Source organism: Mycobacterium sp. P4_H6 (assembly GCF_056400845.1).
This window is the reverse complement of record NZ_JBFUKN010000153.1, coordinates 1-6432: the sequence shown is the minus strand read 5'-3', so window position 1 is coordinate 6432 and position 6432 is coordinate 1. Positions and strand designations below refer to the sequence as shown.

Below are 6432 nucleotides of genomic sequence, written 5' to 3'. Positions count from 1 at the left end.
CCAATATCTGGAACTGGAAGGCGATTTCGCCGATTTCTACGAGGTCGACCCCTACACGACGGTCACCGAGCGGGACCCGATCACCGACGACGTCGACGTCGTCATCCTCGGTGGCGGCTTCGCCGGATTGCTGGCCGGGGCGTACCTGAAGAAGGCAGGCGTCGAGGGCATCCGCGTCATCGAGATGGCCGGTGACTTCGGCGGCGTCTGGTACTGGAACCGCTTCCCGGGCATCCAGTGCGACAACGACGCTTACTGCTACGTCCCGCTGCTCGAGGAACTCGGTTTCATCCCGTCCAAGAAGTTCGCCGACGGCGCCGAGATCTTCCAGCACTGCCGCAACATCGGCAAGCACTTCGGCCTGTACGACGGTGCGCTGTTCTCCACCCAGGTGCGCGATCTGCGCTGGGAGGACGCGACGCAGCGCTGGCAGATCAGCACGGACCGCGGCGACGCCATCCGGGCACGGTTCGTCGTAATGGCGCAAGGGTCCTACAACCGCCCGAAGTTGCCCGGAATCCCGGGGATCAAGGATTACCAGGGTCACGTGTTCCATTCGGCCCGCTGGGATTACGACTACACCGGAGGTGACGCCGACGGTGGCCTGGACAAGCTGGCGGACAAGCGCGTCGCTCTCGTCGGCACCGGTGCGACCGGCATCCAGCTGGTGCCGCACCTCGGCCGTGACGCCAAAGAGCTCTTCGTGTTCCAGCGGACGCCGTCCTCGGTCGACGCGCGGTCCAATCCGCCCACCGATCCGGACTGGGCGGCGTCGTTGCAGCCGGGCTGGCAGGAGGAGCGCAAGCGAAACTTCCACAACTGGTCACCGTTTGTCGGCGTGGTGTTCGGTGAACCGGATCTGGTCTGCGACTTCTGGACCGAGCTCGGACGCAACCTGACGGCCCGGATTGCGGGCAGCGATGACCCCGCAGCGGTGACGATCGAACAGATCATGGCGTTCCGGGAAGAAGAGGACTACAAGATCATGGAGCGGCTGCGTCGACGCGTCGCCGAGATCGTCGAGGATCCCGAGACCGCCGAGGCGCTGAAGCCGTACTACCGCTTCATGTGCAAGCGGCCGACCTCCAGCGAGCAGTACCTGGCATCGTTCAACCGGCCGAATGTGACGCTCGTCGACGTGTCGGCGTCCAAGGGCGTGGAACGGCTCACCGAGAAGGGCATAGTCGCCGACGGCGTCGAGTACGAGGTCGATTGCGTGATCTTCGCCAGCGGCTTCGAGATCTCCACCGAGATCAGCCGCCGCTTCGCCATCGACAACATCATCGGCCGGGATGGCTTGTCGCTGTTCGACTATTGGCAGAACGACTACAAGACACTGCACGGGATGACCACCCGTGGATTCCCGAACCAGTTCTTCATGGGCTTCATCCAGGGCGGTGTCTCGGCCAACACCACCGCGATGTTCGAGCAGCAGGCCGAGCACATCGCCTACATCATCGCCGAAGCCCAGAACCGCGGCGCCAGGACGGTCGAACCCAGCCAAGCAGGTCAGGACGGGTGGATCTCGACGGTGCGCGAGTTGTCGATCGACAACTCGGCGTTCGAACTGTCCTGCACGCCCGGCTATTACAACAACGAAGGCCGCGGCGGCGCGGAACGCAACGGCTCGTTCCTCGGTGATTTCTACTCGCCGGGTTTCTACGCCTTCGATGACCTGATCGCGCAGTGGCGGGCCAAGGGCGACCTCGACGGACTGGAGCTCACCACATGACGACCGCTGTCGAGGCACTACAGGCACGGGACCTCAAGCCCCGCATCGGATCCGAGGTGCGCGCCGACAAGGCCACCCTGCTGTCCGGTGAATACGCCGCTGAGATCCGGGATCTGCTGGAGCAGCGAGGCGTGCTGGTTTTCCCGCAGATCGGGTTCAGCGATGAGGAGCAGATCGCCTTCACCGAGACGCTCGGCACGTTCGCCCCGGAAGCCCGCGGCGAGAAGCTGTACAAGGTGTCGCTGGACACCGAGGTCAACAAGCAGGCCGACTACCTGAAAGGGTCGTTGTACTGGCATCTGGACGGCACCATGAACGAGGTGCCGATCCTGGCGTCGCTGCTGCAGAGTGTGGCGTTGGGTAACCCGGACGAGGGCGACACCGAGTTCTGCAACACCTACGCCGCCTTTGACGACCTGCCGGACGAGGAGAAGGCCGAGATCGCGGACCTGCGGGTGATGCACTCGGCGTGGAACACGTTGTTCTACTACGACCCGGAACCGTCGGTGAAGACCCTCAAGCAGATGATGGCCATCGGTGACCGGGAACTGCCTCTGGTGTGGACGCACAAGTCGGGCCGCAAGTCACTTGTGCTGGGCGCCACAGCACGCCACATCACCGACATCGACTACACCAGGAGCGCGGAACTGCTGGTCCGGCTGCGTGATTGGGCGACCCAGTCGCAGTTCACCTACCGGCACAAGTGGACCGTCGGAGATCTGGTCATCTGGGACAACACCGGCACCATGCACCGCGCCACACCGTATGACCCCAGCTCGGGCCGGCTGCTGCAACGCACCAAGCTCGAGGGCGAGGAACCGTTCGCTTGACGAGTCAAGTCAGCTTCGATGATCGCGTCGCCGTCATCACCGGCGGCGGTCGCGGCCTGGGCCGCGAGTACGCGCTGCTGCTGGCCGCGCGCGGCGCCAAGGTCGTCGTCAACGATCCCGGCGTCAGCCTGACCGGGACGGGGGTCGATGAGSGCCCCGCGCATCACGTGGTGCGCGAGATCATCGCTGCCGGTGGCCAAGCCGTCGCCAGTACCGATTCGGTGGCCACCGCCGACGGCGGCAAGGCCATCGTGGATACCGCTACCGAGAACTTCGGGCGGGTCGACATTCTCATCCACAACGCGGGCACCGTCCGTCGCGGCTCACTCAAGGAGCTGAGTTACGAGGACTTCGAGTCCGTCCTGGATGTGCACCTGCGTGGCGCCTTTCACGTGGTGCGTGCGGCGTTCCCGCTGATGTGTGCCGCCGGCTACGGGCGGATCGTGCTCACCTCGTCGATCGGCGGACTGTACGGCAATCAGGGTGTCGCCAACTATGCCGCGGCGAAGGCCGGGATTCTCGGCCTCACCAATGTGGCGGCGCTGGAGGGGGCGGCCGAGGGCGTGATCTGTAATGCGATCATTCCCGGCGCGGTGACCAGAATGGCCGAGGGACTGGACACTTCGGCCTACCCGCCGATGGGATCGGATCTGGTGGCACCGGCTGTCGGCTGGCTGGCACATGAATCATGCTCTGTCACCGGGGAATTCTTCGTGGCAATCGCGGGACGGGTCGCGCGGGCCTTCATCGCCGAGACGCCAGGGGTGTATCAGCCGTCGTGGTCCATCGAGGACATCGCGGCCAATATCGACGCGATCCGCGACGACACCGCACCGCTGGTCTTCGCGCCGGTGCCCGATGGACATAGCGATCACATTCGCTACTCGTTCGGGGTCGCCGCCCATGACTGAATTCCAGGGTCCGCTCAAGGGTGTACGGGTCATCGACCTGACCGCGATGGTGATGGGGCCGTACTGCACCCAGATCATGGCCGACATGGGTGCCGACGTCATCAAGGTGGAACCGCCGGCCGGTGACAACACCCGCTACATCTCGGTGGGCCCCGTCGCCGGGTTGAGCGGTGTCTTCATCAACGTGAACCGCGGTAAGCGGGGCGTGATGCTCGATCTGCAGACCAGCGAGGGCAAGGCCGCGCTGCGGTCGTTGATCGAGACCGCCGACGTGTTCATCCACTCGATGCGGGCCAAGGCGATCGCCAAGCTCGGGTTCGCCTATGAGGATGTCGTCGCGCTGAACCCGTCCATCGTCTACACCAACTGCTACGGGTACGGCAGGCGTGGTCCCGATGCGGACCGCCCCGCCTATGACGACACCATCCAGGCCGAATGCGGATTGCCTGCGGTACAAGAACAATTGACCGGCGAAGCCAGCTATGTCGGCACCATCATGGCGGACAAGGTGGCGGGCCTGACGGCGCTGTATGCCACCACGATGGCGCTGTTCCACCGCGAGCGCACCGGGGAGGGGCAGGAGGTGGAGGTCAGCATGTTCGAGACTATGGCATCGTTCATGTTGGTCGAACATGCCAACGGCGCCATGTTCGACCCCGCGCTCGGCCCGGCCGTGTATCCCCGCGCGGTGGCGCCCAACCGCAAGCCGTACGAGACCAAAGACGGTCAGATTGCGGCGCTCATCTACAACGACAAGCACTGGAACGCCTTCATCGAGCGGGTGCAGCCGGTCTGGAACAGTGTCGAGTTCGCCACGCTCGAGCAGCGCGCCAAACAGATCGACACCGTGTACGGGCTGGTGGCGCAGACGCTCAAGGAACGCACCACCGACGAGTGGCTGCAACTGTTCCGCGAACTGGAGATCCCGGCCGCCGCCGTCAACACCCCGGACGCCCTGTTCGACAACGAACACCTCAAGGCCGTCGGACTATTCGAGACCATCGAGACCGAGCACGGGACGATGCGTATCCCGGGTGTGCCGACCTGGTTCTCCCGGACCCCCGGCCGAGTGCACGGGCCCGCTCCGGAGCTTGGCGCCGACACCGATGCGGTGCTGGCGGAACTCAAGGTGCTGCCTCGGCAGTAGGGCGTGTCTGGTCTACGTGAACAGTGTTGCGCCTGACGCAGAACTGTCACCGATGCGCTGGTAGATGGACCCTTGCGCGGCGTCCGGATGCGGCGTACGATCGAACATAAGTTCGAATGCGCCGCTGCTCCCATCTCGACTCGGTGAGCTTCAGACCGCGACTCCGGTCGCCGATTGGTTCGATTGTCCCGTGCGGGACTGTGCGGACCGTTTTGCCTGATCGTGTCCTTATGGGCACCTTCTGTGAAAGCCGGTATCCCTATGGACGCYACCCATCTCGACACGTTCATCGATGCGCTCATCGATGACCTGGCCGCGTCGCCTGTTCCTGCGCGAGACGCTGAACGCAGGTTGTTTCATCTGCTGGACTGTCCGCGCCGGGTGCTTGACGAGCAGCCCCTGCTGGCGGTGCTGGCCGCTGCGGTGGTGACGCGCAATCTGATCGACCACGTGATCGCCCAAGCGGTCGCGGCCGCCGAACGCCTCGGGATTCCGGCACGTAAGCATCTGCGCTCGGGAGCTGATCTGCTCATGAGCTGTGGTGTTGCGCCCGGCGCGGCGCAGCGGGCCACGCGGGTGGGCCGGGCGGCGCACACGCTGCCCGCGTTGACCCGGGCCCAGCGCCTCGGCGGTGTCGGTATCGAGTTCGCCGACGCCGTCGGCAAAGGAGTCGCCCACGTCAACAGCCGGGTGCCGTTGTCCGAGGAGGACCGGGCCAAGGTCGTGACGACGTTGATGATTCAGTCGACGCCCTCGCAGGTGGCCGAGAAGGCCCGTGAGATCGCCATCGACAAAGCCTCGACGCAACCGCCCGACGAGGCGACTGTCCCGGTCGCGGAGAACGCTGACCTAAACGAGATGACTGTGGTGGTCACCGAGGAGGGGCGGGTCGCGGCGACCCTCGATGTCGATGCGCTCACCGGGGAAGAACTGCTCACCGCATTGGACCCGTTGTGCCGGCCGATACCCCTGCCGGACGGCTCACCGGACCCACGTCCGGTCGGTAAGCGTCGTTCGGACGCCCTCGGGCAGCTGGTGCGCACCTACCTGTCGAACTCGCGGCGCCCAGCGTCGGGTGGCGTGCTGCCACACGTCACCCTCATCCGGCCCGCCGCAGCAGGATTCGTCGACACCCTCGGTTTCACCGGGCCGGTGAGCGCCGGCACCGCCGACCTGATCACCTGCGACAGCACCGTCGGGGTGGTGACTGTTGATAGCGCCGGGGCGCCACTCGACGTCGGGCGTAGCGAGCGACTTTTTACGCCCGTGATCCGGAAAGGGTTGGCGGTGCGTGACGGTGGGTGTGCGTATCCGGGCTGCGGGTGCCCGGTGTCGTGGTGCGATGCCCACCACATCACCCCGTGGAGCAGCGGGGGCACCACCAGCATCGACAACGGCGTGCTGCTCTGCCGGCTGCACCACACCGCGATCCACCACAACGGCTGGCAGGTCTATTTGGGTCCGGATCGGCACCCCTGGTTCATCCCACCCCACAAGCCTGGCGAACCCGAGCCGGCACACCTGCGCTCCCACGCACGACGCACCATGACCGACCTACCCACCGCCGCGTAAACCTTTTGCGTACCTTGACAACGGCTCAGGGCGGCTTCGCCGTCCTCCATGGTCGGAGAAATCCTGTGCTGAAGTCTCGTCCCAGCGGTGTTGCGAGAGCAAGATATAGGAGTGCATGTCACGGTCGACCCCGATGTATTTGTGATGCTGCGAGCTTGTTTGACAACGTGGTGGTGGAGGTAGGACGGCTTCTCGTCCCGAGCGGGAACCGTGGATTGTTGCTTCGAGCACGTGTAAGAA

5 protein-coding genes are annotated in these 6432 nt (G+C 65.0%); all 5 read left to right on the top strand.

Annotated elements, in window-relative coordinates; all coding sequences use genetic code 11:
- The coding region (locus AC1DTF_RS31810) for a flavin-containing monooxygenase (protein ID WP_477476960.1) at positions 1-1732 on the top strand (1732 nt) is incomplete at its 5' end.
- Positions 1729-2562 (top strand): TauD/TfdA dioxygenase family protein, encoded by an 834-nt coding sequence (locus tag AC1DTF_RS31805; RefSeq protein WP_477476959.1) that lies wholly within the window; start codon positions 1729-1731, stop codon positions 2560-2562. The genes AC1DTF_RS31810 and AC1DTF_RS31805, both read left to right, overlap by 4 nt.
- Complete coding sequence (locus AC1DTF_RS31800) at positions 2559-3473, top strand: SDR family NAD(P)-dependent oxidoreductase (protein WP_477476958.1); 915 nt, start codon at positions 2559-2561, stop codon at positions 3471-3473. The genes AC1DTF_RS31805 and AC1DTF_RS31800 overlap by 4 nt, the downstream gene beginning before the upstream one ends.
- Positions 3466-4620, top strand: coding sequence for a CaiB/BaiF CoA transferase family protein (locus AC1DTF_RS31795; RefSeq protein WP_057166810.1), 1155 nt, complete (start codon positions 3466-3468; stop codon positions 4618-4620). The genes AC1DTF_RS31800 and AC1DTF_RS31795 overlap by 8 nt, the downstream gene beginning before the upstream one ends.
- A 261-nt stretch (positions 4621-4881) precedes the next feature.
- Positions 4882-6192, top strand: a complete 1311-nt coding sequence (locus tag AC1DTF_RS31790) for an HNH endonuclease signature motif containing protein (RefSeq protein ID WP_477476957.1) — start codon at positions 4882-4884, stop codon at positions 6190-6192.
- Positions 6193-6432: the final 240 nt, after the last annotated feature.

Bases quoted from the DNA above. Each gene is read 5' to 3' on its own strand.
- AC1DTF_RS31805 (WP_477476959.1), top strand. From the start codon at position 1,729: ATGACGACCGCTGTCGAGGCACTACAGGCACGGGACCTCAAGCCCCGC.
- AC1DTF_RS31795 (WP_057166810.1), top strand. From the start codon at position 3,466: ATGACTGAATTCCAGGGTCCGCTCAAGGGTGTACGGGTCATCGACCTG.